Origin of the sequence: Bradyrhizobium sp. SHOUNA76 (genome assembly GCF_023006445.1) — a bacterium.
In the GTDB taxonomy this organism is placed as follows: domain Bacteria; phylum Pseudomonadota; class Alphaproteobacteria; order Rhizobiales; family Xanthobacteraceae; genus Bradyrhizobium.
The window spans coordinates 1-798 of the sequence record NZ_JALBHA010001020.1 but is presented as its reverse complement, the minus strand read 5'-3'; the positions used below and the strand labels follow the sequence as shown (position 1 = coordinate 798).

At 69.5% G+C, this 798-nt stretch carries 1 pseudogene; it reads left to right on the top strand.

From position 1 onward, the window contains the following. Positions 1-798: pseudogene (locus MOV74_RS39410) on the top strand (hypothetical protein); the annotation flags it as partial.

The following is a 798-nucleotide window of genomic DNA, read 5'->3' as shown; positions in this document are numbered from 1 at the left end:
GGCGCCGACGCTGCGGCTGCGCTCCGTCACCTTCGGCGGCAACAACGATCTCGGCCGCCTGCGCGCCGACAAGCTCGACGTCGAGTTCAGCCTCAGCTCCCTGATGCGCGGCGAGTGGCGCGCCACCGAGCTTTCGGTGGGCGGCATGGCGGCCGATCTCGGCCTCGATGCGAGGGGACGGGTTGATTTGCCCTCCACCGCGAGCGGCACCTTCAATCTGGCATCCCTCGCCATCGAGCGGCTCAATCTCACTGGCCGCATCGCCCTGCACGATGCCGCCAGCCGCTCGACGCTGGAACTGAACGACATCGCCTTCTCTGGCGACGTCCGCTCGCTCGCGGGCTCGGTGCGCGGCGACGGCAGATTCACCGCCGCCGGGGTGCGCTATCCGTTCCGCGTCTCCTCCGGTCCGAGCGCCGACGGCAACGCCACCCGTCTGCACCTCAACATCGATCCCGGCGAGCGCGCCATCCTCGCCGATCTCGAAGGCGTGCTCGCCTTCGACAACCGCCTGCCGAAATTCGACGGCGCGCTGACGCTGGCCGTGCCGCCGATCAAGAAGGCGGGCGAGGCGGGGCCGACGCCGTGGAAGCTCACGACCAAACTCAAAGCGGATCCGGCCGGCGCGAAGTTCGAGCAGATCGACGCGAGCTTTGGCACTGAGGACTCCGCGTTGAAGCTCGGCGGCGTCGGTGACGTCAAATTCGGCGCCTCGCCGCTGCTGCGCGCGGTGCTGTCGGCGCGTCAGGTCGATGCCGACAGGCTGACGGCCAAGGGCGATGCCGAGCCGCTCCGCAT